This is a genomic window from Ruminococcus flavefaciens AE3010 (genome assembly GCF_000526795.1).
GTDB classification, from domain to species: Bacteria; Bacillota; Clostridia; order Oscillospirales; family Ruminococcaceae; genus Ruminococcus; species Ruminococcus flavefaciens_D.
This window is the reverse complement of record NZ_JAGT01000001.1, coordinates 1,367,798-1,392,596: the sequence shown is the minus strand read 5'-3', so window position 1 is coordinate 1,392,596 and position 24,799 is coordinate 1,367,798. Positions and strand designations below refer to the sequence as shown.

General features: G+C 43.5%; 20 protein-coding genes. 18 read left to right on the top strand and 2 right to left on the bottom strand.

Annotated elements, in window-relative coordinates; genetic code table 11:
- Window positions 1–111: 111 nt before the first annotated feature.
- The 13 genes from N774_RS0105985 (at window position 112) to N774_RS0105925 (ending at window position 17,546) form a co-directional block, all read left to right on the top strand.
- Window positions 112–618, top strand: a complete 507-nt coding sequence (locus tag N774_RS0105985) for a peptidoglycan-binding domain-containing protein (protein ID WP_024860369.1) — start codon at window positions 112–114, stop codon at window positions 616–618.
- A gap of 133 nt (window positions 619–751) precedes the next feature.
- On the top strand, window positions 752–1,075 hold the full coding sequence (locus N774_RS0105980) for a hypothetical protein (RefSeq protein WP_024860368.1): 324 nt from the start codon (window positions 752–754) through the stop codon (window positions 1,073–1,075).
- A gap of 396 nt (window positions 1,076–1,471) precedes the next feature.
- The gene (locus N774_RS0105975; protein ID WP_024860367.1) at window positions 1,472–3,112 is read left to right on the top strand and encodes a glutamate--tRNA ligase; all 1,641 of its coding nucleotides are present in this window, start codon (window positions 1,472–1,474) and stop codon (window positions 3,110–3,112) included.
- Between the two features lie 196 nt (window positions 3,113–3,308).
- The gene (locus N774_RS0105970; protein WP_024860366.1) at window positions 3,309–5,318 is read left to right on the top strand and encodes a class I tRNA ligase family protein; all 2,010 of its coding nucleotides are present in this window, start codon (window positions 3,309–3,311) and stop codon (window positions 5,316–5,318) included.
- An 83-nt stretch (window positions 5,319–5,401) separates the two neighbouring features.
- Window positions 5,402–6,331 (top strand): cysteine synthase A, encoded by a 930-nt coding sequence (gene cysK / locus N774_RS0105965; RefSeq protein ID WP_024860365.1) that lies wholly within the window; start codon window positions 5,402–5,404, stop codon window positions 6,329–6,331.
- 40 nt (window positions 6,332–6,371) lie between these two features.
- A complete protein-coding gene (locus N774_RS0105960; protein ID WP_024860364.1) occupies window positions 6,372–6,767 on the top strand; it encodes a pyridoxamine 5'-phosphate oxidase family protein in 396 nt (131 codons plus the stop codon).
- Window positions 6,768–7,325: 558 nt separating this feature from the next.
- Window positions 7,326–8,939, top strand: a complete 1,614-nt coding sequence (locus N774_RS0105955; RefSeq protein ID WP_024860363.1) for an FHA domain-containing protein — start codon at window positions 7,326–7,328, stop codon at window positions 8,937–8,939.
- Window positions 8,917–9,774, top strand: a complete 858-nt coding sequence (locus N774_RS0105950; protein WP_155250363.1) for an ABC transporter permease — start codon at window positions 8,917–8,919, stop codon at window positions 9,772–9,774. Before N774_RS0105955 ends, N774_RS0105950 begins: the two co-directional genes overlap by 23 nt.
- Before the next feature lie 13 nt (window positions 9,775–9,787).
- Entirely contained in the window at window positions 9,788–10,633 is an 846-nt protein-coding gene (locus N774_RS0105945; protein WP_024860361.1) for a PP2C family protein-serine/threonine phosphatase, read from the top strand.
- A gap of 25 nt (window positions 10,634–10,658) precedes the next feature.
- Window positions 10,659–12,776: a serine/threonine protein kinase gene (locus N774_RS0105940; RefSeq protein WP_024860360.1), complete on the top strand. Its 2,118-nt coding sequence runs from the start codon at window positions 10,659–10,661 to the stop codon at window positions 12,774–12,776.
- Window positions 12,777–12,839: 63 nt separating this feature from the next.
- Window positions 12,840–14,738, top strand: a complete 1,899-nt coding sequence (locus N774_RS0105935) for a serine/threonine-protein kinase (RefSeq protein WP_024860359.1) — start codon at window positions 12,840–12,842, stop codon at window positions 14,736–14,738.
- Window positions 14,739–14,777: 39 nt separating this feature from the next.
- Window positions 14,778–16,802, top strand: a complete 2,025-nt coding sequence (locus tag N774_RS0105930) for a serine/threonine protein kinase (protein WP_024860358.1) — start codon at window positions 14,778–14,780, stop codon at window positions 16,800–16,802.
- A 78-nt stretch (window positions 16,803–16,880) separates the two neighbouring features.
- The gene (locus N774_RS0105925) at window positions 16,881–17,546 is read left to right on the top strand and encodes a hypothetical protein (protein ID WP_024860357.1); all 666 of its coding nucleotides are present in this window, start codon (window positions 16,881–16,883) and stop codon (window positions 17,544–17,546) included.
- A 2-nt stretch (window positions 17,547–17,548) separates the two neighbouring features.
- Here N774_RS0105925 and N774_RS0105920 read toward each other — a convergent pair whose 3' ends face one another.
- Window positions 17,549–18,700, bottom strand: coding sequence for a DUF6076 domain-containing protein (locus tag N774_RS0105920; protein WP_024860356.1), 1,152 nt, complete (start codon window positions 18,698–18,700; stop codon window positions 17,549–17,551).
- A gap of 260 nt (window positions 18,701–18,960) precedes the next feature.
- Here N774_RS0105920 and N774_RS0105915 point away from each other — a divergent pair, with 260 nt between their 5' ends.
- From N774_RS0105915 to N774_RS0105895, 5 genes are all read left to right on the top strand, one after another.
- On the top strand, window positions 18,961–19,326 hold the full coding sequence (locus N774_RS0105915; protein ID WP_024860355.1) for a hypothetical protein: 366 nt from the start codon (window positions 18,961–18,963) through the stop codon (window positions 19,324–19,326).
- A gap of 675 nt (window positions 19,327–20,001) precedes the next feature.
- Complete coding sequence (locus N774_RS19140; RefSeq protein ID WP_155250362.1) at window positions 20,002–20,163, top strand: hypothetical protein; 162 nt, start codon at window positions 20,002–20,004, stop codon at window positions 20,161–20,163.
- 96 nt (window positions 20,164–20,259) lie between these two features.
- Window positions 20,260–21,912, top strand: coding sequence for a recombinase family protein (locus tag N774_RS0105905; protein ID WP_024860354.1), 1,653 nt, complete (start codon window positions 20,260–20,262; stop codon window positions 21,910–21,912).
- A gap of 326 nt (window positions 21,913–22,238) precedes the next feature.
- Window positions 22,239–22,895: a CatA-like O-acetyltransferase, family 3 gene (locus N774_RS0105900; RefSeq protein ID WP_024860353.1), complete on the top strand. Its 657-nt coding sequence runs from the start codon at window positions 22,239–22,241 to the stop codon at window positions 22,893–22,895.
- A 67-nt stretch (window positions 22,896–22,962) separates the two neighbouring features.
- Entirely contained in the window at window positions 22,963–23,193 is a 231-nt protein-coding gene (locus N774_RS0105895) for a hypothetical protein (RefSeq protein ID WP_024860352.1), read from the top strand.
- A gap of 32 nt (window positions 23,194–23,225) precedes the next feature.
- On the opposite strand, the gene N774_RS0105890 is transcribed toward N774_RS0105895, so the two are convergent.
- Window positions 23,226–24,572: an MATE family efflux transporter gene (locus N774_RS0105890; RefSeq protein WP_024860351.1), complete on the bottom strand. Its 1,347-nt coding sequence runs from the start codon at window positions 24,570–24,572 to the stop codon at window positions 23,226–23,228.
- Window positions 24,573–24,799: the final 227 nt, after the last annotated feature.

The following is a 24,799-nucleotide window of genomic DNA, read 5'->3' as shown; positions in this document are numbered from 1 at the left end:
AAGTTACAATTTGGTAATTCAATTTACAAATTAGTGAATCGAGTTACAAAGAAATGAAAAATAAATGAATAAAGTTACAAAAAAACAAATATTTTGTTAAGGAGTAATTTCATGCCATACACAGAACAGCAGAAAAGGGAGCACATACGCGAGCTCCAGACATACCTTTACGCCATATCCATGTTCGATAAGAACATACCCCAGATACTCCCCGACGGAGTATACGACGCGGATACAAAAGCCGCTGTGGAAGCCTTTCAGCGCACATACGGACTTCCCGTCACAGGCGAGACCGACGCTGCCACATGGAACAGGATAGCGGCTATCTACCGCGATTATCTTGACGGCTCTCCCGCAGCCTATCACGCCTTTCCCTCGCGGAGCTTCAAAGCCTGTGAGGGCGACAGCGGCGAACTGGTCTATATCATACAGGCAATGCTGTGGAAAGCTGCGGCGTGGTATGACAATATGCCAAAGGTGAGCGTCTGCGGCGAGTTCGACGAGGCAACGGCGGCTGCCGTGCGGAGCTTCCAGCAGTGTTCGGGACTTCCCGACAGCGGCGCCGTGGACTGTCCCACATGGAATATGCTGGTGCGTTTTCTTGAGGTAAAAGCGTGACAGCAATAATTGGGCGGGCTGGGCAATTATTGCGTATAATTGCATGGAATGTTGACAAAAAATATTTATTGTTATATAATGTGACACATAAAGTTGGCCAACTTTAAATATTATTGTAAAGAATGTAAAACAAATGAAGAACGTATTCAAAAAAGTTTCAGCAATCGCATTAGCATTTAAGCTTCTCGGTTCCGGAACAACAATCGCAAAAAATGTTAATCCAAAGTCTGTAAACACACTTACAGCAAATGCAGCTTGTCAGTATCATCGTGCAGATAATACTTATGTTGTTCAGAAATGGGAATCATGGTATTCAGATGGATATATTTATGAAGTAAAATATTTAAATTGTAATTGCTGCCGACAGTTCTATGGCTCTACAAAGAAAAAAATAGGTAGATGGGGCTATACAAAAATAAATGGAAAGATTGTTGGTACTTGGTATTATTATTTTTGATCAAAATAAAAAGCTCCCCTCACACGAGGGGAGTTTTTATGTGCCATTTATAATTCGTGTGGGATTCACAGGCGGACGCGCAATGCGCGTCCCTACTATTTTCTACTCTCTACTCACTACTTACTTGCGGACTGCCAAAGGCAGCCCCTACAGCAAGTTCATGTTAATGGCATCGTAAAGCACGGGACGTCGAGGACTTCCAACAGAAGCCGCGACCCTCTGTCCTTCGGACATCTCCCTACACTGTAGGGAGTAACCGTCCCCTACAAGCTAAAGGCTAACGGCTCGGGCGGATATTATCCGCCCCTACTATTTGACTTTATAGCTCAAGTGTGGTATAATAAATTAAATGTGTCTGTCAGCAGGCAGACGGAATTTTTACAAAGGATTGATACTATGGATTATAAAGCACTTGCAGACTACCTTTTTCCCGATGTTACGGCAACTCCCGAGGATATCGAGGCTCGTTTCCCCGAGAGGGAGCTCCCCACGGGAGCTAACGTTACCCGTATAGGTCCCAGCCCCACAGGCTTCGTACATCTTGGCAACCTCTACAACGCTATCATCGGTGAGCGTATCGCTCATCAGTCAAAGGGCGTTTTCTACCTGAGAATCGAGGATACCGACAACAAGCGTGAGGTTGAGGGAGCAGTTGAGACCGTCATCAATGCTATGGACTACTTCGGTGTTCACTTCGACGAGGGCGCTACAGCAGAGGGCGACAACGGCAGCTACGGTCCCTACAGACAGCGTCAGCGTAAGGACATCTACCACGTATTTGCAAAGCTCCTCACCGAAAGAGGACTTGCTTATCCCTGCTTCATGACAGCAGAGGAGATAGAGGCTATCCGCGAGCAGCAGACCGCAAACAAGGAGAACCCCGGAGTTTACGGCGAGTATGCAAAGTGCCGCGACCTGAGTCTTGACGAGATAAAGGCAAATATCGAAGCAGGCAAGGAGTGGGTGCTCCGTTTCAGAGGTCAGGAGACAGGCGAGACTATCGCCGTTGAGGACGCTATCCGCGGAAAGCTGGAAATGCCAAGAAACAACATGGACTTCGTGCTCCTCAAGAGCGACGGTATCCCCACATATCACTTCGCACACGTTGTGGACGACCACTTCATGCGCTCCACCCACGTTATCCGCGGCGAGGAGTGGATATCATCACTGCCGATGCACGTTGAGCTGTTCAACACTCTCGGCTGGAAGCAGCCTATCTACTGCCACACAGCAACACTCATGAAGATAGACGGTGAGACAGGCGGCAAGAGAAAGCTCTCCAAGAGAAAGGACCCCGAGCTGGCTCTGTCCTACTATCAGCAGGAGGGTATCAGCAGAGACGCTATCTGGGAGTTCCTCCTCACTCTGCTCAACTCCAACTACGAGGAGTGGAGAATCGCAAATCCCGAGACCGATTATCACGAATTCCCGTACACACTGGAGAAGATGTCCGTATCGGGCGCTCTTGTTGACCTTGACAAGCTCCGCGATATTTCCAAGAACGTTATCTGCCGTATGCCTGCACAGCAGGTCTATGACGGCTGGCTGGAATGGTGCAATGAGTACGACAAGGACTTCGCAGAACTTATCAACAAGTATCCCGAGAGAACACTTGCAGCTCTCAATGTTGGCAGAGGCGGCGCAAAGCCGAGACGTGACATCGAGACATGGAAGCAGGCATGCGACTTCATGAGCTTCTACTATGACGAGAAATTCACAGTGTCAGACCCAATGCCCGAGGAGTGCGACGAAGCAACAGTGAAGGAATTCTTCGGCAAATATCTTGCAAGCTACGACCATAACGACGACAGCGCGGCGTGGTTCGACAAGATAAAGGCTATCACCGAGGAAATGGGCTTTGCAGTAAAGCCGAAGGACTACAAGAAGAACCCCGACCAGTTCAAGGGAAGCATCGTCCATATCACAAATATGCTCCGTATAGCTCTCACAGGACATGCAAATGCTCCCGATATCTGGGAAGTGAGCCATGTTCTTGGCGAGGAGATAACACGCAGGCGTCTTCAGGCATTCGCCTGATTAGTGAGTAGTGAGTAGAAAGTAGAGAGTAGTAGGGGCGGATATTATCCGCCCGCCAATTATTCACAAATTATAAATGACACAATGTAGGGAACGCCACCCTCGGCGTTCCTCGTTAAACGATCATGTTTTGTAGGGGACGGCGTCCTCGACGTCCCACCCAAAATAAAACGAATAATGTTAAGAGGAAAATAAAATGTCAGACAATAAAGAAAAGAAAAATTTTGAGATACCCCGTCCTGTGTTCCCGAAAAGGGCTGTAGTCACAGGCGGTATGCCCTACGGCAACAAGGAGCTCCACTTCGGTCACGTGGGTGGTATGCTTGTATTTGCGGATACCTATGCACGCTTCCTGAGAGACCGCATAGGCAAGGAAAATGTCATCTTCGTCAGCGGTACGGACTGCTACGGCTCACCTATTGCAGAGGGCTGGCGCGTAAAGGTCAAGAACGGCGAGTTTGAGGGCTCCCTTGAGGATTTCGTACAGAGAAATCACAACAAGCAGAAGGAGACTCTTGCCGCTTACGGTATAGCTCCCAATCTGTTTGCAGCTTCGGGACTGGGACGTTCCAAGGAGATACACGCTTCCGTTACCGACCGCTTTATCAGCTCCCTCCACAAAAAGGGACAGCTGAACCAGATAACCACCATGCAGTTCTTCGACGAAAAGGCAGGTGTGTTCCTCAACGGCAGACAGGTAATAGGCAAGTGCCCCGTTGACGGCTGTACCTCTGAAAAGGGCTATGCAGACGAGTGCGACATGGGACATCAGTATATGCCCGAGAACCTCATAAATCCTGTCAGCACCCTTACAGGCGAAACTCCCACCATGAAGCCCGTTACCAACTGGTATTTCAAGCTCCGCGACTATGAGCAGCTCATGAAAGACTGGGTGGAGGAACTGAAAAAGCGCAAGGATATCCGTTCCGTAGTATGGAAGACCATTGACGAGTTCTTAAAGAAGCCCGTTATCTATATCAAGCGTGAGTTCGAGGAGAAGTACATGGAGCTGAAAGGCTCTATGCCCGTGCACAACTATATCGAGGAGCCGAAAAAGCCCTCCTTCACTATCGAGTTCGACAAGCTCTCCGACTGCGATGAAGCCTGCCGCGTACTCACCGAGAACGGAATACGCTACAGAACAGGCAAGACCCTTGTGCCTTTCCGTCTTACAGGAAACATCGAGTGGGGAGTACCAGCCCCCGTTATGGACGGCGTTGAGGGACTTACTGTATGGGTATGGCCCGAGTCCTTGTGGGCTCCTATCTCATTCACAGAGACTTACCTTGAATCTATCGGTCACGACAAGGAAGAATGGCGCGACTACTGGTGCAGCAAGGACGCTACAGTGTACCAGTTCATCGGTCAGGACAATATCTACTTCTACGGTATTGCCGAGCCTGCAATGTGGATGGCTCAGCAGGAGAGCGACACAAAGACCGCTTCACCTGCCGACGGAGAGCTCCAGCTCCCTGTTATCGTGGCTAACCACCATATCCTCTTCCTTGACAAAAAGGCTTCAAGCTCGGGCGCAGTAAAGCCGCCTATGGCTGACGACCTGCTCAATCACTATACTCCCGAGCAGCTCCGTATGCACTGGCTGGGACTTGGTCTGGGACAGCGCTCCGTAAGCTTCATGCCAAAGCCCTACAATCCCGACGCAAAGCCCGAGGACGCAGATCCCGTTGTAAAGGACGGACTGCTCCTGTCAAACGTTTTCAACCGTATGATAAGAACAGCTTTCTATACCGCACAGAAGGAGCTTGACGGCGTTATGCCAAACAATGCTCCCGAGGAGAAGTTCCGCGAGGACGCAAAAAAGGCAGTTCTCGAATACGAGAGACATATGTCAAAGTTTGCCTTCCACCAGTGCACCTACGTTCTGGACAGCTATATCCGCAACGGCAGCAAGTACATGGCAAAGGCGCTCACAGGCGAATATCCCGACAAGGAAGCGCTCAAGCAGGCTCTTGCGAACCTGTTCTACATGATAAGGATAACAGGAGTGCTCCTCCACCCAATGGCTCCTTTCGGCACAGAGAAGCTCCGCGAGTATCTTGAAGTTGACGAGCGAATCTGGTCATGGGATACTATCCTTGAACCGCTGACATATTTCACAGGGGAGGATCACAAGCTGAAATTCCTGCCGCCGAGAACGGACTTCTTCACACGTCACGAGAGCCAGTTCGCTTCTGCCGAAGAGTGATCAGTGCATAGTGTAGGGGGCGATGCCTGCATCGTCCCGTGAATTGCTATACAAGACATAAGTAATGATAAAGGGGTAATCCAATGATATACAACAACATTCTGGAAGCTATGGGACATACTCCCATGATAAAGCTCAGCCGAATGAACAAAAAGGGAAACGCAGACGTTTACGTTAAGTTCGAGGGACTTAACGTGGGCGGCTCCATAAAGACACGTACAGCCTACAACATGATACGCCACGCCGAAAAGGAGGGCAAGATACACGAGGGTACAATAATCGTGGAGCCCACCAGCGGCAATCAGGGTATCGGTCTTGCTCTTGTGGGAGCTGTTAAAGGCTATAAGACCATAATCATCATGCCTGATTCCGTCAGCGAGGAGCGCCGCAAGCTGGTCAAGCACTACGGTGCCGAGGTGATACTTATCCATGACGACGGCGATATCGGCAAGTGCATACAGACCTGTCTTGATACGGCTCTGAAAATGGCTGAGGAGGACGAGAATGTGTTCGTTCCTCAGCAGTTCGCCAACGTGAACAATATCGGCGCTCACAAGTACCACACAGCGCTGGAGATACTGGAGGAGACAGCAGTCAAGATAGACGGCTTCTGCTCGGGCATCGGCACAGGCGGCACTATCACAGGCATAGGCGAAGCTCTGAAAGCTCAGTATCCCGATATGGTGATTTGGGCTGTAGAGCCCGAGAACGCTGCCATACTTGCAGGCGGAAACATCGGAACTCACCTGCAGATGGGCATTGGCGACGGTATCATACCCGATATCCTCAACCAGAATATCTACGACGATATCTATATAGTCACTGACGAGGAGGCTATACAGACTGCCAAGGATTTAGCCGCAAAAGAGGGTATAATGTGCGGCATATCCAGCGGTACAAATGTTGCCGCAGCCCTGAAGCTTGCCGAAAAGCTGGGCGAGGGCAAGACAGTAGTGACCATTCTTCCCGATACTGCGGAGAGATACTTCTCAACTCCGCTGTTCGAGGAATGATATAAACGACAAACCAAATGTTCCAAGGAGGTAATCAACTATGAGCAAACTAAACGATTTTCTTACAGAAGCAGGTATCTTCTACGTTGCAACAAACGACGGTGCACAGCCTAAGCTGAGACCTTTCGGCGCACACGTTGAGGTAGACGGTGTTGTACACTTCGCAGTAGGCGACTTCAAGGCAGTCTACAGACAGATGCTGGCTAATCCTCTCTGTGAGATAGTAGCATGCAAGCCCGAGGGCTTATGGCTTCGCTACACAGGAAAGATTGTTTTCGACGAGGACGTCAAGTACGCCGATGCTATGCTGGAGAACAGTCCTGTTCTCAGAGAGATCTACAATGAGAAAACAGGCTATGTTATGAAAACTTTCCACCTTGAGGAGGCAGAGGCATATCTCATGCCGCCTATGGGTCAGCCTGAAAAGATACTGTAAAAACATGCCATGAGGCTGACAGTAATACTTATATAGGAACTTTATATGGAATTATCGGGGGAAACCTTTCTGATGTAAGATGTGATTAACGCAGAAAACTAAAAATCGAATAGGATGGTAAAATCCCGATGCTGTGCATCGGGATTCTTGCTTTATTGTAATTTGAGGTCGCGTGTTCAAATCACGTTTCCAGCTCCATTAGAACACCGCTCAGAATAGACTTCTAAGCGGTTTTTGTTTTGGCAATCATGAGTACCGCATCAGCAAGCCTTACTTAATTGCCACCATTGTACCATCGTTGCTTCTGTCTGTAAAGGCTAAAATTCTTATTATCATTGTGAATCAAGTCACATATATAAAAAAATCACAGGATTAATATGCTGCGTTTTTTAGAAATGGAACAGTAATGAATTCCTTTTCCTTCGTTGGAATTCGACTTTACGAAATCATTTGGAATATATTGACTTTTCATATGTAATATAGTATAATTTGTATAGCACATCAACTTAAATTTTTGGAAATAATAACACATTTCAAATTGAAATGAACAGGAGTATTATGGATAATAGAACGATATATTATGCGCCGCTCCCTCCAAAGCCAGCAACACTTATAATATTAGAACGCGGAGAGCCCATAAGGCTTATCAAGCTCAATGGCGACATGAGGCTTGGAAGAGAAGATGTTGAGATACGCAGTGATATTACTTTAAAGTCTCCTATTGTTTCACGGAATCATGGCGATTTTTCATATATTGACGGTATCTATTATTATAAGGATAACAACAGCTTGAATGGCACTTTCCTGAATGGACAAAAAATGGAATCATACAATGCCCGAGGAACAAAATCTGTCGCACTTCAGGACGGCGATGTTTTAAGGATCGACAGAAGTACATTGAATGACCCACACTCCTCTGCCGTTGAAATGATATTCAGCACTGCTATATCACCTGATGAACAATGGCAGAGATATCCGTTGCAGAACAGAGATATAGTTGTAATCGGACGCGAATCAGCTGATATTATCCTGTCTGACTTTATGGTTTCACGTAATCATGCGACACTAAAGCGTTCTGGGAACAGGTGGTTGATCACGGATAACGGAAGTATGAACGGAGTAATAGTGAACAAAGAGGTAATATCCGGAGAACGGTTCCTTGATCCGTTTGATGTAATAAGAATAGCAGATAAAACTCTTGTCTTTACAGGAAAAGAGATCATTTATAACGACGTTCAATCGAGTCCCTCTGAAACCTCCGGATTCTGTTACGATGAACGGCAGACAATTATGTCAGTGAATATCGCCAGGGTATATGTAAAGAAAAAACTATTCACAAAAGAAAAGGATCTTCTAAGAAATATCAACTTGGATATTGAATCAGGAGATTTTATTCTTATATTGGGTGGAGCCGGAGCAGGAAAATCAACTTTTATCAAGGCAATCACAGGTCAGAAAGTACAGGAAGGTCTTGAAGTTGACGGTTCGATCTTACTGGACGGAATGGAATTATACCATAGGCGTAATCTTCACCTTCTGAAACAGAAGATAGGAATTGTACCTCAATATCCCGATTACAGAGCAAATGATACGGTTTATCATACTATTCTCGACTCTGCACTTCTTCAATTATCTGCCGATCATAGCAGACAGGAGATAGAACAAAGAGTTGAATCGGTCATACAAAAAATGATGCTTAACAGTATTCGTGACAGCAAGCTCGCTGTGATCAGCGGAGGGCAGCGTAAAAGAGTTCAGGTCGCAATAAAAGCTGTCGGTGACATGCGTTTCTTCACATTTGATGAGCCTGATGCGGGATTAGATGTTGCCGGCCGGAAAGACCAGATAAATCAGCTCACAGCACCGATCACCAAAGAGGAATCTGAGGATAATACCAGAGAGCTCTGTTCTTCAACTGCCAACGGAGCAGCAGGTCTTATGATATCACATTATCCAGACGATGTTTTTGAGAAATACACTAAAGTTATCGTTCTGGCAAAGAGCCAGAAAGACGGCGCAGGACATCTCGCTTATTACGGTGACATACCTAATGCGCTTGTGTTTTTTGGTGTCAAGAAACTGAGCGAAATCGTTCTTGAAATCAATTATGAAGGCGGAAAAGGCCGCGGAGATGAATTTATAGAAAAGTTTGAAAAAACAAGGAGAGGCTGAAATGTCGATGCCATCAGTTATAAAGCAGATACCTGTTTATGTTTCTAAAAACTACAGACTGTTCATGAATCAAGGTGACTGGAAAAACATTATTACTGCATCTTTCATATCTTTCCTCGTATGCATCATCGTCGGGAAGGATATGTTTACAACGTATGATGATACAAAGTCAGGCTTCTTTGCAATCATTTCAGCTGCGATATGGATCGGAGTTTTTAATTCAATTCAGCGTGTCTGCAAAGAGCATGATACTATAACAAGCGAATATCGGGCAGGACTGAAAATCACCGCATACGTTCTATCTCATGTTTTTTTTGATTTTGTACTTTGTCTGATACAAAGCATTATACTGGTTTTGATCTGCACGATATTCATTGATTTCCCATCTACGGGTATTATATTTGGGTCCTCGATTATAGAATACCTTATTACGCTCTTTTTGATGATCTGGTGTTCGGATATGATGGGCATAATGATATCCTCAATAGCATCCACTCCCAATGTCGCTATGACAACTATGCCGTTTGTATTGATAATGCAACTGGTTATGGGCGGTGTATTATTTGAGCTTCGTGGGTGGTTCAAAAAGTTTGCATACATCACTTTCAGCAAATGGGGAATGTCTGCACTTGGGAGCATCGGCGACCTGAACAGCAAAGACCTGCCATATAAACTCAGTCAGGCATTTCCGAATGTTGTAAGGATAGAAGCCGAGCAGGCTTATGATGCAACTGCTCATAACCTGTTAAACTCATGGATATGTATCGTAGCAATCGGCTTAGTATGTGTAATTATTTCAATTGTCAGCCTAAAAATCAGAAACCGCGGATCATAAATGAGGTGCGATAATGGTGTTCGACTTTTTAAAAAAGAAATCGCGGAACGAAGAGGATAACTCACAAAACAATCATAGTGTTATCTTAGTTTCAGTATCTACAAATCCAGGAAGAATTCGAGAAGAAAACGAGGATAATTTTTTTGTTACGGGCATTGGTTATAAGACGAGCAAGTCCGCCTCATTTAACATAAATATCAACGCTGATTTCATAAGCTTTTTTTCGGTTTTTGACGGAATGGGCGGCGAGGCATATGGTGAAGAAGCGTCAAGGATAGCAGCTGAAACATTAAAAGAATTTGCTGATAAGCTCAGTGGCAAAAAAGCAAAAAAGATAAACCTAAAGGAATTCATTGAGCGATATATATCTGTTGCAAACAGTCGCATATGCGATATGATAATCCAAAACAGATGTAAAAGAAGTGGCTGTACTATGGCGTTGGTAGTTATCGTTAACGGAGCAGTATACACGTTCAGTGTGGGAGACAGTCGTATCTATCGCATTTCAGCGGGAGCAATAGAACAAATATCTGAAGATCAGACATTGGCTGTAAAAAAACTTAAAGCCAATATCTATAATGAAGAAGAGGCGCGTACGAGTTCCGATGCTCACAAGCTGACATCATACATCGGCTCTGATGATCGAGGTGTTGGCGTTTCATTCCATTCTTATGCACCTTTTCCTTTGTCAAATTCTGTACTGCTATTATGCAGCGACGGATTGACAGATATGTGCACGGACAAAGAAATACTTGATACAATATATGCCGACTCAGTTTCTCCATCCGCTTCCCTTGTTAAAGAAGCAATAAAAAACGGCGGCGAAGATAATGTAACGTGCGTTGTCATAAATTATTAAAGACATTTTACGGAGATTTGGCGATATGGATATTAATAAAGTCATTGATGAAGCAATCAGTCAGCTACCTCAGCCGTTATGGGAGAGCTGGTCTATAAAAGAGAAGATAGGCTCTGGTAGTTTCAGTGTGGTATACCGTGTAGAAGCGAAAAGAGCAAGTCGAATTGATACAGCTGCATTAAAAATAGAACCAATTATTCCTGATGAACGCATAGCATTAAATGATGAGCGTTGTGCCTCCTTCTTGAAACAGAAAAAAGCTGACATTGAAGAAGAAACTTCAATAATGTATAAGCTCAAAGGCTGTCCAAATGTGGTGAGCTATGAGGAAGAAGATATCAAGGAGTTCCTCCGTGATGGAAAGCTTGCAGGCTACATATTCCTCATCAGAATGGAGCTCCTGCAGAATATTTATGACCTTATGAACTCGCGGCAGCTTAACACAAATGAATCAAATGTAATCCGACTTGCAAAAGAAATAGGAAACGGACTTAAAGCTGCTCACGATATTGGTGTTATCCACCGTGACGTGAAGCCTTCAAACTTTTTCATTTCAGAAAACGGGACATACAAGCTCGGAGATTTCAACATTGCCAAGCAGACTTCATATACACGTTCATTTGCGGGAACTGAAGGATATATTGCTCCCGAGGTTTATTCAGCAAAGTCTGGAAATGCGTCAGCATATTCCGCTCAGGCAGATATTTATTCACTTGGAATCTGTCTTTATCAGCTGATGAATAAAGGACTGTTCCCGTTTGAGGACACAGAGAACACCGAAACTGCCATAGACAGGCGTATGCGTGGAGAACAGCTCCCACCTCCGAAAAATGCAAGTGCAGATTTTTCTCGAATAATCCTAAAGGCGTGTGCGTTTGCTCCTGAGGACAGATATTTCAATATGAGTGAAATGCTTGCGGATCTGGACAAGCTGAACGCTACGAAGGCCGATGCGTATGTCAGCGGTGCAGGCTTTGCTGCGCCAAAATCCACAGCAACGGTTTACGCAGGAAATACGAGCTATTCAGCAGGTAATGAAACCAAGTACGCGGACAGTTCTGTCTATATGCAGTCGCAGGCAGCTGAAGCGAGCAGGAGTTCACGCAAAAAGACTATTATTACAGTTTCGGCAATTATTGCTCTGATAGCCGTTCTTGGCGGACTTCTCTTTTTCGCGGCAAAGAGCCTGAATGATAAAAGCTCTGATAAAGAATCTAGCACCTCTGCTATTGAAGCAGTTGTTTCTGTAGAAACAACTACAATTTCTTCAATTCAAACGGCTGCTGCAACAACAGAAACTACTACAACTACTACAACAAAGGATCCGAATGAATTTGTAGGAATAATAAATACTGAATCCGATGACCTCTCTGTCAGAGCTGCTCCGTCCTTTGATTCAGAAATACTGGGAACAATTTCCAAAGGCACAGAAATAAAGGCATATTATCTTGACGACAATAAAGACTGGTTCAAGGTCGAATATGAAGAAAAGGGACTTAGCGGCTATTCTTGTTCTCATTATATCATCAACAAAGATAAGCCTGATGAAGTCGTTCCTCATGATTGGTTGGAAGCAACATATACTTCACCAAAGAAGTGCAGTGTATGTGGTGCGACTGAAGGAGTTCCTTTAACCGTTCCAGATCAAAATGAGTATTCATTCAATTATGACAATACTCTTTTCGATGGGACTACCAGTGTGCCAATATATGGTAAGTTTTCACTTAAAAATGTTGTTTATGCAGATATTGATTCTGATGGAATTGAAGAAGCGATAGCAGAATATAGTGGTGAGTACTCCGGTGAAGGATTTAGCATGTTACAAGGCTATAACGTTTTTTTGCAAGACCAGATTAGAATTTATGATAATGGAGAACTTGTTGAGAGTTATACAAACAAGATGAGTATGTCCGGAAGCGATTATTACGGTCTGATGGAAGATAAAAATACAGGTGAAAAGTTTATCGGATATTGCCATATTCCAAGAAATGCAGGTGCGTTTCAATTGTCTGAATTATATCCAGATAAATCAACGCTCTTATACTTTGATGAAAAATCATATAGCCATCCAATGTCTGAAGAAATCAATAATAAGTACACTGTACTTGTAGGCGAAGGTTTCAAAACATATTTATCATACTGATCGTTCCTTGCAGGAATACCCTGTAAGTCTACTGTTTTTCTATTTGAATTATAAGGAGCAGCCATGAACATCGATGTTATTATTGAAGATGTGTTACAACAAATCCCACAGCCGTTGTGGGAAAACTGGTACATAAAAGGGCGAATAGGCTCAGGTGGTTTCAGTGTGGTATACCGTGTTGAAGCTGAAAGAACCAAACGTGTAGATGTGGCTGCTCTGAAAATCGAGCCTATTCTCCCTGATGAACGCTTTGCTGACGATGAGGAGCGCAGTTTATTGTTTCTTAAACAGAAGCGTGCAGAAATTGAAGAAGAATCCGCGATAATGTATAAGCTCAGGAACTGTCCCAATATTGTCAGCTATGAAGAGGAAACCGTTAAAGAATTCATAAAAAACGGGAAGCTTTCAGGATATATCTTCCTCATAAGAATGGAGCTTTTGCAGAATGTCTATGAAATAATGACATCAAGGCAGCTCAACACAGATGAAGCAAATGTAATCCGACTTGCGAAAGAAATAGGAAACGGACTTAAAGCAGCTCACGATATCGGTGTTATCCATCGTGACGTTAAACCGTCCAACTTCTTTATTTCAAAGAACAGAACGTACAAGCTCGGAGATTTCAACATTGCAAAGCAGACTTCATACACTCGTTCCTTTGCTGGAACTGAGGGATATATTGCTCCGGAGGTTTATTCAGCTAAGTCAGGTTATGCTTCGGCTTATTCTGCTCAGGCAGATATTTATTCACTGGGAATCTGTCTTTATCAGTTTATGAACAACGGGCTTTTCCCATTCGAGGATACGGTTTTAACTGAAGAAGCAATAGATAAACGTATGAGCGGTGAGGAACTGCCGCCGCCTTCTAATGCAAGCGATTCTTTTTCAAAAATAATACTAAAGGCTTGTGCATATGAAGCTGATACCAGATATGCCAATATGAGCGAAATGCTTGCTGACCTGGACAAACTGAATGCTCCGAAGGTCGATGCATATGTCAGCGGTTCAGGCTTTGCTGCGACTAAATCTCCGGCAACGGTTTACGCAGGAAACACAAGCTATTCAGCAGGCAATGAAACAAAGTACGCGGACAGTTCTGCCTTTATGCAAACACAGGCGGTTGAAGCAAGCAGAAACTCACGCAAGAAAACTATCATTACAGTTTCAGTAATAATTGCATTGATAGTTGTTCTTGGAGGACTTCTATTTTTCGCGGCTAGTATTTCGAAAGATAAAAAGCATGACGACAAAGCGGTTTTTTCTGAGGTTACTGGTACATCGTTGACAACAGTAACCACTCCTTTAACAACCGATGAATCAACATTGGATGCGACTACGGCAACTACTTCCGCAACATCTAGATCAACTTCAACAGCAGAGACAACTACAACTGAAATTATAACTACTACGGCAACTCCAGTTTATGGTACTGGCTGGGATTTCGAAGGTGATTATGACTTAGATGGCGATGGTGTTTCTGAGCATATTGAAGTGTACAAGGATAAACTTATAAATTACAATATGAATAATGGTGCACGATATAGGATTTATAAAAGCACAGATAATTTCAAAGATATCTCAATTCCTATTGAGAAAACAGATAAACATTGTGATTATTTAGTATTTGATGCGAATACAAATCAATATATGCTATGCCATATTCGTTTAGAAGAGATCACAGGGTTGGAATCATATAACATACTGAGTCTGACTTCAAAATTTTATGCTGATATAGCACAGATAAATGATACATGTGACAATTATAATAATATCACTTCAGATGAATATTCAAGATACGGACAAGACGGAAGTATTCTTGGGAAGTTTAAAAACTCGTATTATATTAATGGACAAAACTATAATCAACCAGCTGCTTTGAATTATCTTAATAACTTGCATGTTATCTATACACTTGGCGGAATGGATTATTGGAATAGTATGATGAGTTTGGCAAACAACTAATCATAATCATTTAAACAGAGTGAGTATAAGGTGGTTTGTATGAATATAGATAAGATTATTGAAGAAGTATTACAACAAATACCACAGCCATTGTGGGAAAACTGGTACATAAAAGAGAAGATAGGCACGGGAAGCTTCAGCTCTGTATTCCGCGTTGAAGCAGTTAGAGCTAAGCGTGTTGATTCAGCTGCATTAAAAGTAGAGCCGATTCTGCCTGATGAACGATTGGCTTCCAACGCAGAGCGCAGCCTTTCTTACCTTAAGCAGAAAAGAGCTGACATTGAAGAAGAATCGACAATAATGTACAAGCTCAAAGACTGTCAAAATGTCGTCGGCTATGAAGATGAGGATGTTAAGGAATTTCATCGTGACGGAAAGCTCGCAGGCTACATCTTTCTTATCAGAATGGAGCTGTTGCAGAATGTCTATGACTTGATGAACTCCCAGCAGCTTAATACTGTTGAGGCTAATATCATACGACTCGGCAAAGAAATAGGAAGCGGATTAAAAGCTGCTCACGATATCGGTGTTATCCATCGTGACGTTAAACCATCCAACTTCTTTATTTCAAAGAACGGAACGTACAAGCTCGGAGATTTCAATATTGCAAAGCAAACTTCGTATACCCATTCTTTTGCCGGAACTGAGGGATATATTGCGCCCGAGGTATATATGGCTAAGTCAGGAAATGCTTCAGCTTATTCTGCTCAGGCAGATATTTATTCACTGGGAATCTGTCTTTATCAGTTTATGAACAACGGGCTTTTCCCATTCGAGGATACGGTTTTAACTGAAGAAGCAATAGATAAACGTATGAGCGGTGAGGAACTGCCGCCGCCTTCTAATGCAAGCGATTCTTTTTCAAAAATAATACTAAAGGCTTGTGCATATGAAGCTGATACCAGATATGCCAATATGAGCGAAATGCTTGCTGACCTGGACAAACTGAATGCTCCGAAGGTCGATGCATATGTCAGCGGTTCAGGCTTTGCTGCGACTAAATCTCCGGCAACGGTTTACGCTGGAAACACAAGCTATTCATCCGGTAATGAAACTAAGTATGCTGACAGCTCTGTCTATATGCAGCCACAGGCAGTTGAAGCTGGCAAGAGATCTCGTAAAAAAGCAATCATTACAGTTTCAGCAATAATTGCATTGATAGCTGTTCTTGGCGGACTTCTCTTTTTCGCTGCGAAGAAACTGAATGATAAAAACTATGACACAGAATCAAGAACCTCCGCTAATGGATTTGCAATTTCCGAAGAAACAGCTACAACTTCTTCAGTTCAAACGACTACTGTGGCAGAAACCACAACAGAAGCAACTACTACTACAACAAAAGACCCACATGAATTTGTAGGAATAATCAACACAAAATCTGATGACCTTTCAGTCAGAGCAGCGCCGTCTTACGATGCTGAAATACTTGGAACAATTCCTAAGGATACAGAAGTGAAAGCATATACCCTTGACGACAATAAGGATTGGTGCAGAATAGAATATTCTGAAAAAGGACTCAGCGGTTATTCGTGCTCGCATTATATTATCAACAAGGATAACCCCGATGAATCTGTTCCTCACGATTGGCTCGAGGCGACTTACACGTCTCCTAAAAAGTGTAGTGTATGCGGTGCAACAGAAGGGAGCACCTTATTACCGCCATCAGAGTATACTGCACATTGGACCGAAGGTCAAGGAGATGTTAAAGTTGAAGCAGGTTATATTTCATCGTGGATCTATGATATTGATAACGATGCGGTTGAGGAATGTATTGCAAAATATGACTGTTCAGGCAAAGGACTTCCCGCTAAATGCTGCTGGGTAGTGTTTGAAGGAACTGGCTTAGGTGAAGTTGCTTGTTGGAATGGATATGGGGCTAATTGGAACATTATTAAGGATAATAATATTGGACGAGTGTATCTGGCGCAAATGGGTGAAAATTATAATGGTGACCAATATGTTCAAATCGCTTATCCTATTCCGCAAAGTTCAGAAGATTATCAATCAAGTCGAATACTTATAACAGATGAATATAAGGAAAATCTAGTTATACTTGCTGAGTAGTATTATGCAGTAAATTCTGCGCAAAACTCTCCAATCTTAAAAACTTATTTAACAATTATTTAAAAGGAATGATTAAAAATGAAAAAAGTAACCACAGGAAAAGAAAAACAAGCGACATACAAAGCAGAATATTCAAGGTACAAAAAAGCCAATGATCAAGGATTTTATCTTGAAGGTCTGGTAATAGGTTATGCAATTATTGAAGACAGGCTTGTGGCTTTCCTCCATTATTGCGGTATTGTTTCAAGAGATAAAGATAATCTGGAGATTAATAAACCCGTGTATCCTTTTATTCGAGTATTGTTGAATAAACCAGAAAATTCTACAATAAAGGTTAAAGATATCCGAGTAAAAATGGATATCATACAATCTTTATTGAAATTAGACATCGAATCAGCCCAGAGAATTGATGAAGAAACTAAGGCAATAATAGATAAACAAAATGAAGGGAAAAAGCGAAAAACACGATTCATTAATGGATATATGCCAGCACTTCAGAAAAAAATGGATAATCTTAATAGAGATGACTTATTAGTAATTCTAAGTAAAGATCTGGAATCATGGAGACTTGAACGCAATACAATTATTCACGCTCTATTAAACCAAAAGATTGATGGCATTTTTAAAGCAACAAAGGAACTTTCAAAACAAGGTTATGATTTAACTAGAAAACTTGATGACAAACTTGTTGATCCTGTAAAGAAAAAAGGAACAAATATCAGAAAAAAATTCAATATTCAATGATTCTATATTCTAATTAACCTCTGATATTCCTCCATCTCCAGCTCGCCATCAGCAGCTTTCTGTCTGAGCTGAATAGCATACTCGCCCCACTCTGAAAACTCGGCTTTTGTCATTTTACCTTTCATGAAACGCGCATAGTGCTGCTTGTAGCCGCGGTTATAGATCTCCCAGATTGGATCGTTCCTGAGTTTCTCCTTGAAGTTATGGCTCATTGCATTATCACGACAAGTCTTCGGAGGATTGCTGCTGACCAGGCGCTTGCAGTAGTGTGAGAAGGTAGTGTGCTTCATGATGAACCACCGACCGCAGTTGCGGCACTTGACAGGCATAAACTTTTCTTCGATACACTTGAACAATTCAAAATACATAAAGGCTCCCAGCGATGTGAAACGATAAGTCTCACAGAGTATGGGACCTTTTTTCGTATCAATGACTGTGTGTCCCATGCACATACTGCCGCTTGAAATAACGCCTGTGTATCGTTGAAATGTGTCGATAACTTTCTGAGTTGTCGGGTAACTGTTGTGGTCACATAGCTCGTCTGCGAAGGGCATAAAAATGTTTTTAACACGAATTATGTCTTCAATAAAAGTTGAGAACTCGTTTGTCATCTGCTCAATACAAGCCGTGAAGTCTGCGGCGTCTTTTCTGTTCTCATAGTTGCTGAAAACTTTCTTGCTGTCGAATTCATAATCAGATAACGCTCGCAGCTCGTTCAAATCTTCCGTGATATACATTTCCTCATACGACACGGGAGTGCTCTCTGCGCTGACAAAGTGTTCGTTATAATCATCTACTTCAAACTCCGAGTCCTCGTAGAACGGCTCGTCGAAGATGTCATTATAGTACGCGAACAAGTTTCTCAGCAGACCATGTCTGAAATGTTTTGTGTCAAAAGGCGGAAGTGTTCTTGCTATGTCCACGATGTCATCATAGGCGAATTCTATTTCCTGTGCGCGCTCACCTATGTTCACAGGACAGAATAAGGAACTGATGTTCAGCTCAGACTTTGCACGTTCACATACGTCAAACAGTTCGCCTAAGTCATAAAAATTCATTGAAAAATAGCGCAGAAGTATCTCTCCGAGCGGATAGACTCTGCCGTCGGAAAGATATATTTTTCTGTCATGGTAGTGTGCTTCTATCTCAAACATAATGTCTCCTTTCAGAATTAGTGTTCTGTTTTGTCAGAGCGCATAACACTGCGATTTGTCTTGAAAGCAGCTGTATAAATAGCCTGAAACCAAAAATTAACAATTTATTCATAAAAATAGATTATAGATTGAACTCGGTAGAGATAGTATACTATATCTATTGACTTTTGTCAAGAGAGCGTGTATACTGAATGCAGTTAAGACGTCCGGACATTCTTGACATCACAAGTAAAAACTCGAAACGCGAAAGGAAGATGTAGATGAAAGATTTGAACGTTATCAACTGCACAGCGTACTCAAACGGTGTCAATTCACCGCTGGAGTATCTCAACATCACTACGCCTGCCGAGTTCAAGGTGGTGATGGACTTACTCTGTTACTACGACAGCGAAAAGAAAACCTCGACCATTAGCCGCACAGGTATCGCAAGAGACACTGCGATGTCGGTGAGCAATGTTGAGCGTGCATTGAAAACTCTTGCGCAGAAGGATATCATTCGCATACACAACAACTATGCTGACAATGGACGTCAGGTCGTGAACTCTTATGAGGTCGCATTTCTAAATTACGACATGGACGAGGACAAGCTCCGCGACGCAGAGTTGGCATTGAAGTTTAAGAGTTAATTGTCATAGGGGCTGTGTCATGATGTCATAGGCTTATATATTAAGTATACAAGAGAATATATACTTAATACAGAGAAGGAAGATATATATTAGCTATCAAAGATAATATAAACTATGCGCCTTCTTTTCTTTGCAATGATAACTGTGTAAAGAGCGATTATCCGAAACACGCGCAGAAAGCCCTGAGTTTGCCGTCCTCAGAATGAAAATGGTATAGTTACCCCACCGCTCGCGCTGAACGCGATTGTCGCGCAACGTGGAGCGAGTGTGGGGATTGTACGGGTATCGAAAAACGAAAGAGTTGGGGGTGCGGAAGTCGGTCCGCAAGACCGGCAAGCATAGCGGTCGGCATTCCGTTTGCCGCTGAAACGGGAGAACCCGTGCCCCTTCCCAGTTTGCAGGATAAAGGCTGGCGTCATTTGCGCCCGCCGTTCCACATCGGACGGGCAGTGCCCGCCGATTCTTCGGCATTTGCTGAGATGAGCATATAGGCGTCTTTTCCTGCGTTCTCCGAATAATCAGGCGTCTTTTTTGAGAAAAATCCATGATAAAGGCTATGATTAGGGAGATACGGGAGGCGTCTAAGGACAAAACACAGGGAGGTGTAACCGGAGTCAAAGAACCTTTATAAATTGAATAATATGTTTGAAAAAGTGTGACGTGAAAGGAGTTCATATGAAATCTGAAACGACTGAAAAACTGCTCTGCACGGACAAGAAGATGACCGTAAACGGACAAACCTTTAACGTGACGCTTGTTTTCAAACCTCCTGAAAAGCCAAGCGAATCCGTTGAGGATAAGATCAAACACTTGATAAACGGCGACAGAATCTGCTGAAAAAGTTCTGGACTTTCGGGCCGAGTAGTGATATACTGTTGGTGTATCCTATTCGGTTTGATTCCCAGAAGCGAACGCTTCGGAACAGGAGGATAGATGAAAACAGAATCAAACACGGAACAGATAACAGCGCTCTACTGCCGCCTCAGTCAAGAGGACTTGCGTGCAGGAGAGTCGCTGTCAATTGAAAATCAAAGACTAATGCTTAAGGACTACGCAGACAAGAACGGCTTCCGTAACTGTCAGTATTACGTTGATGACGGATACAGCGGTACCGATAACACCCGTCCCGAGTATGTTCATATGCTCGACGATATTCAGAACGGACTTATCGGAACGGTCATTGTGAAAGACCAGTCGAGGCTTGGACGCGATCATTTGGAAACGGACAAGCTTATGGAATTGGTATTCCCTGCATATGATGTTCGCTTCATTGCTATCACCGATAACGTGGACAGTGCAAATGGCTTCAACGAGATGTCTGGTATCAAAAACTTGTTCAATGATATGTATGCTCGGGACTGCTCGAATAAGATACGGGCTGTTCTGAGAGCAAAGGGAGAGCGTGGAGAACGTCTTGCAGCATGGATAGCATACGGTTATATGAGAGATCCAAGCAACCCAAAGCAAATCATACCCGATCCCGAGACCGCACCTGTTGTCAAGCATATCTTTGAGATGTACGCAGGAGGAATAGGTGTCAAACGCATATGTGGAACACTTGAACAGGAACAGGTACTGTCACCAAGCGCTTACAATTACAGAAAAAACGGCAGCCGTTCAAGAGACCTCAAGCTTGACAAGCCTTATGCATGGGCAAATAACACTATCCGAAAAATGCTCTCCAATCAGATATACTGCGGAGATACTGTCAATTTCAAAACGTACAGCAAGTCAAACAAACTGAAAAAGCGTATCAAGAACTTGCCTGAGAATATGAGGATATTCCCGAATACCCATGAAGCGATCATCGACAGAGCGACGTTTGACCTTGTACAGAAGCACTTTGAAGGACGCAAGCGTGCGGACAAACGTGGTGAGCTGGACAAGTATGCAGGTTACCTTTACTGTGCAGAATGCAGTTCAAGGATGTATCGTAATCGGGATAAAGCCCACGGATACGATAGCTACCGCTGCGGACACTATGAAAGCCGCAAAAGCGATTGCACTTCACATTACATTCGTGAAAGTGTGCTCGACGAGATAGTGTTAAGAGCACTGAAAAAGGTAACGAAATACGCAAGGGAGCATTCGGAAGAGTTTTACAGCGATGCAATGAAGAACGGCGAAGCTGAAGCTGCTAAGAATTTGAGAGAATCCGAGAGTCTTAGAATTGAATACGAGACCAAGATCAAGCAGCTCGACAACGCCATACAGCTTCTCTTCGTAGACAGAGCCAACGGCAAAATCACAGACGAGCGTTATGAACTTCTATCTGCAAGCTTTGAAAATGAGCAGACTGAACTGAAATCAAAGCTCAGTTCCCTCAACTCACAGCTTGATGAAGTGAAAGCGCGAGAGAAATGTATCCGTGACTTTATCACTAAGGCTAAGAGGTATGTAACAATTTCAAAGGTCACACCAGAGCTTATGAGAGCATTTATAGAGCGAATAGAAGTCCACGAAAAGGCTGTAAAACGTTCAAGGACCTGCGGTAATCATATAGTCATTTACTTTACATTTCATCCTGACAAAGCATTCAGGCTTGACGGAGAGATGGACGAGCTTGGTACGACCAAATTTACATAATAAAAATCTCCGAGGATGACCTCCTCGGAGATAATACATAATTAACTGCGTTAAGAACACCATACAGAGGAAAGGTTATCCCCCGTACTCCCTTCCAAAGACTTTTATCTGGTTTTTTCTCATATAGGGCGCATTCAGAACAAAAAAGGACTGCAAGTATATAGGGTGCGCCCTATATGAGAAAAAACAAAAACGAAAGTTTTAGGAAAGGAGTTTGAGGAAGAACCCTTTTTCAAAAGGGTTTTCCTCAATAGTTTATGTAAAAATTTCTGCATAAGCATTACTGTTATGCTTCATGGCTTTATCAGAAAAAGGACGGTGATAATATGAATTACAGGGTAATAGACAAGGAAACATATTACAGAAAGGGCGTGTTCCGACACTTCTCGGAGGACTGTAAATGCTCAACATCTATGACCGCAAGGATAGACGTTACGGAGCTGGTCAAGTACTCCCGTAAGACAAAAACTAAATTCTACATCAATTTTCTGTATATACTCTCAAAGGTGCTGAACTCCCGTGACGACTACAAAATGGGCTATCTTTGGGCGACAGACCAGCTCATATGCTACGACAGCATAAATCCCACACAGTATGTGTTCCATGAGGACACCGAGACCTGCACTCCCGTGTATACCACGTATTATGAGGACTATGAGACCTTCTACAAAAACGCTCTTGCGGATATAGACAGGGCAAAGCAGACAAGGGAATACGGTCTTGATTCCGTGAACCACCCAAACTGGTTTGACGCTTCGTATATATCATGGCTTTCATATGACTCACTGAATGTAGAGCTTCCTGACGGATATCTCTATTTTGCTCCCATTGTCAACTGGGGCAAATACCGTGAGGAGCACGGACAGCTCATGATGCCCGTCACTGTAAGACTGAACCACGCCATTGCGGACGGCTACCTCATTGCAAATGTATACCGTCTTCTGGAGCTTGAAATGGCTCATTTCATAATACACAGCATCTGATAGCAAAGTCATGAGACAGCAGGCTTTATGGCTGACGCAGCGGACTTGAACAGTAGGGAGTTATTTTATGAGATTCAAACCGTATAACTTTTTCAAGGATATAAAATCTTTTTTTCAGATCCTTGCAGCGGTGATACTGGTATTGGGAATCTTCCGGTTCGGCATTGAAGGTATCTATTTATTCATTGCGTTAGTAGTTTTTATAATTATTATGGTATGGATAAAGGTGAAGCTTTTTAAAAGCGAGCACAAGGATATTGAATACCATGACAAAGAAGATGACGACAGGTTCAGATAGTATAAAAAGCTCACCCTATATGAGGTGAGCTTTTATCTTATATTCGGGACAGGTTTAAGTGACTCTGCCCATGCTTTTCTGTTGGTTATGAGAAGCAGGCTCATTCCCACAAATGAGGTCATCATCTCTGCCGCAGGGACTGTGAGCCATACTCCCGTCATGCTTCTGAGCATATAAGCTATGAATGCAAGGGGGATGATAAGTATGGTACCGCGCAGCAGTGATATGAGCTGTGCCTGCTTGGACATTTCCTTTGATGTGAAGTACACTGAAAGTACTGTGTTTGCTCCCATAAAAGGCATAAACAGGAAGTACTCGTGGAGACCTGTTTCCGCGATGCTTTTCAGCATTGGATTGCCGCTGCTGTTGAATACTCCCACTATTTCCGAAGTGCAGAAGAAAACGGCAGTATAGGCGAAAACGGAGAATATCATTGCGGTCCTAAGCGCCAGGCGCAGTACATATCTTATTGCGGAGATGTCGCTTCGTCCGTGGTATCGGCACATAAGCGGCTGTATACCGCTGGCGATGCCTGCATATATAGCCGAAAAGACGATAGCGGCGTTGGCAATGACTCCGTATGCGGCGATGCCTGTATTGCCCGATATGCGGTAGATAACAAAGTTGAATATCATTATCACTACGCCACCCGAGACCTCGGAGAAGAAAGAGTGAAGTCCCAGTGAGACTATCTCCTTTATGACGCTCAGCGACGGACGTATCAGTCTGAACCTGAAAGCGTTCCAGCCTGTTATGAAGTGTATGCTCATTACGCCGATGCTGATGAAAGGAGAGATGCACGTTGCAAGTGCAGCGCCCTCCATTCCCATATCCATGGGGAATATAAAGACGTAATCAAGTATGACATTGGCGAGACTGCCGCTCAGCATGCCCAGCATAGCAAGCTTGGGAGCGCTGTCGTTGCGCATAAAGCAAGCCATGTGGTTATTGACAAGGAAAGCAGGTGAAAACAGGAGTATCCTCTTAATATAGCTGTGAGACATATCAAAGACAGCTTCGTCCGCGCCCAGCAGGTGAGTGACCTGCCCCGAGAAGAAAATGCCCAGTATCTCAAAAATCGCAGCTATGCCGAGGATACAAATGAAAGAATTGGAAAATACGCTGTCCGTCTCTTTTCGTTCAGTATTGCAGTATAGCATAGAGAATTTGCTTCCGCCGCCTATTCCCAGCATCAGACCGAAGCCGTTGATGAAATTGAATACAGGCAGAGACAGATTGAGAGCAGCAAGGCCTTCCGAACCCATTCCCCTTGAAATAAAAAAAGTATCGATAAGAATATATACCGATACACCTAAAGAGCTGATGACATTCGCCAATATGTACCTGAAGAAATCAAGCCGTATTGGTTTTTTGTTCATTAAATTATTTGCCCCCCAAAGCAGCACACAGTTTATGACGTTCTGTGTACCGATAAGAACTTTGCCGCTAACCGATCCAATGCTCACAGCACAAGTCCAAATGCATATCCAAATTAAATTATAGCACACTTATTCGGAAAAATCAATACCTTGTACAAAAAAAGGTGTTAATTTTTAGAAGTTATGGCAAAGCGTAGGGGCGAACAGCGTTCGCCCGTTTGAGTATT

Bases quoted from the DNA above. Each gene is read 5' to 3' on its own strand.
- N774_RS0105955 (WP_024860363.1), top strand. From the start codon at position 7,326: ATGGATAATAGAACGATATATTATGCGCCGCTCCCTCCAAAGCCAGCA.
- cysK (WP_024860365.1), top strand. From the start codon at position 5,402: ATGATATACAACAACATTCTGGAAGCTATGGGACATACTCCCATGATA.
- N774_RS0105900 (WP_024860353.1), top strand. From the start codon at position 22,239: ATGAATTACAGGGTAATAGACAAGGAAACATATTACAGAAAGGGCGTG.
- N774_RS0105905 (WP_024860354.1), top strand. From the start codon at position 20,260: ATGAAAACAGAATCAAACACGGAACAGATAACAGCGCTCTACTGCCGC.
- N774_RS0105895 (WP_024860352.1), top strand. From the start codon at position 22,963: ATGAGATTCAAACCGTATAACTTTTTCAAGGATATAAAATCTTTTTTT.
- N774_RS19140 (WP_155250362.1), top strand. From the start codon at position 20,002: ATGAAATCTGAAACGACTGAAAAACTGCTCTGCACGGACAAGAAGATG.
- N774_RS0105960 (WP_024860364.1), top strand. From the start codon at position 6,372: ATGAGCAAACTAAACGATTTTCTTACAGAAGCAGGTATCTTCTACGTT.
- N774_RS0105915 (WP_024860355.1), top strand. From the start codon at position 18,961: ATGAAAGATTTGAACGTTATCAACTGCACAGCGTACTCAAACGGTGTC.
- N774_RS0105980 (WP_024860368.1), top strand. From the start codon at position 752: ATGAAGAACGTATTCAAAAAAGTTTCAGCAATCGCATTAGCATTTAAG.
- N774_RS0105940 (WP_024860360.1), top strand. From the start codon at position 10,659: ATGGATATTAATAAAGTCATTGATGAAGCAATCAGTCAGCTACCTCAG.
- N774_RS0105975 (WP_024860367.1), top strand. From the start codon at position 1,472: ATGGATTATAAAGCACTTGCAGACTACCTTTTTCCCGATGTTACGGCA.
- N774_RS0105970 (WP_024860366.1), top strand. From the start codon at position 3,309: ATGTCAGACAATAAAGAAAAGAAAAATTTTGAGATACCCCGTCCTGTG.
- N774_RS0105890 (WP_024860351.1), bottom strand. From the start codon at position 24,572: ATGAACAAAAAACCAATACGGCTTGATTTCTTCAGGTACATATTGGCG.
- N774_RS0105930 (WP_024860358.1), top strand. From the start codon at position 14,778: ATGAATATAGATAAGATTATTGAAGAAGTATTACAACAAATACCACAG.
- N774_RS0105925 (WP_024860357.1), top strand. From the start codon at position 16,881: ATGAAAAAAGTAACCACAGGAAAAGAAAAACAAGCGACATACAAAGCA.
- N774_RS0105945 (WP_024860361.1), top strand. From the start codon at position 9,788: ATGGTGTTCGACTTTTTAAAAAAGAAATCGCGGAACGAAGAGGATAAC.
- N774_RS0105935 (WP_024860359.1), top strand. From the start codon at position 12,840: ATGAACATCGATGTTATTATTGAAGATGTGTTACAACAAATCCCACAG.
- N774_RS0105985 (WP_024860369.1), top strand. From the start codon at position 112: ATGCCATACACAGAACAGCAGAAAAGGGAGCACATACGCGAGCTCCAG.
- N774_RS0105920 (WP_024860356.1), bottom strand. From the start codon at position 18,700: ATGTTTGAGATAGAAGCACACTACCATGACAGAAAAATATATCTTTCC.